The organism is Salinimicrobium oceani (assembly GCF_012037645.1).
Window position 1 is genome coordinate 1 of the sequence record NZ_JAAVJR010000065.1, and the last position, 891, is coordinate 891.

Below are 891 nucleotides of genomic sequence, written 5' to 3' on the forward strand. Positions count from 1 at the left end.
TCTCTTCTTTTTTTAAACCAAAAGGAGTGGAAGTCACAAAACCGGTGCGCCAGAACACAGCAGTATTGAGTGGAGGAATTCTTTTGAAAACCTTGAAGTTAATACCCTTTTAAAAAACAGATTGTAGAGCATAAATCATTGTTAATAAACTACTTACAGATTTTAATGTTCCATATTTTTGAATAGCCAAAAAAAGAAAAGTTATGATCTCAACAAAAACACATGGAATTATCGATTACCTCATGGGTGTCCTGCTTATCCTGTTACCATTTATTCTGGACTTCCCGGGAGGAGCTGCAACCTGGCTGCCTATTGTCTTAGGTGCCGGTACTATTGTTTATAGTTTAATTACTGATTATGAACTGGGAGTGGCACATATTCTGTCTATGAAAATCCACCTCGGTATTGATCTTGTTGCCGGGATTTTATTGATTGCCGCACCCTGGCTATTTGGATTCGACGGCGAAGTTTTCTGGCCTTTTGTAATACTTGGGGCTTTTGAAGTTGTTGCCTCTTTAATGACCGAGAAAAGAGCTCACACCGCCGAACCGGCTCCCAGGTAAAATCTGTTTTTCCAGGTTCCCCCCCACATGCTTTCTTCTCTCTCACCTCTAAGGGAGAAGATAGCATTTTTTTTAGTAATGGCACCTAAGGCCTATCAATGATTCTCCTCAACATTCGTAGTGCATCTTTTTAACAGGCGTCAAAAATTCCCAGTAAAATATTTTGGTTAGTTCCATCACATTGTATCTCCTTTCATTTCTGCCTGTTTCGAAAAACCACCTTTAAGGGGAGTTCATCATCCACTGGTTCCATTTAAATGCTCTGTAGGAAGAAGCAATAGAAGAGAATCGTTTTTTTATTCTGAGTTTTAGATTTGGTAACGCGAAT

The 891-nt window shown here is 39.3% G+C and carries 1 protein-coding gene; it reads left to right on the forward strand.

What is annotated here, in order from left to right; all coding sequences use genetic code 11:
* Window positions 1-203 precede the first annotated feature (203 nt).
* Complete coding sequence (locus tag HC175_RS15395; RefSeq protein ID WP_168025270.1) at window positions 204-563, forward strand: SPW repeat domain-containing protein; 360 nt, start codon at window positions 204-206, stop codon at window positions 561-563.
* Window positions 564-891 lie beyond the last annotated feature (328 nt).

What these genes read in the sequence shown, in the direction of transcription:
- HC175_RS15395 (WP_168025270.1), top strand. Translation starts at nt 204, where the DNA reads ATGATCTCAACAAAAACACATGGAATTATCGATTACCTCATGGGTGTC.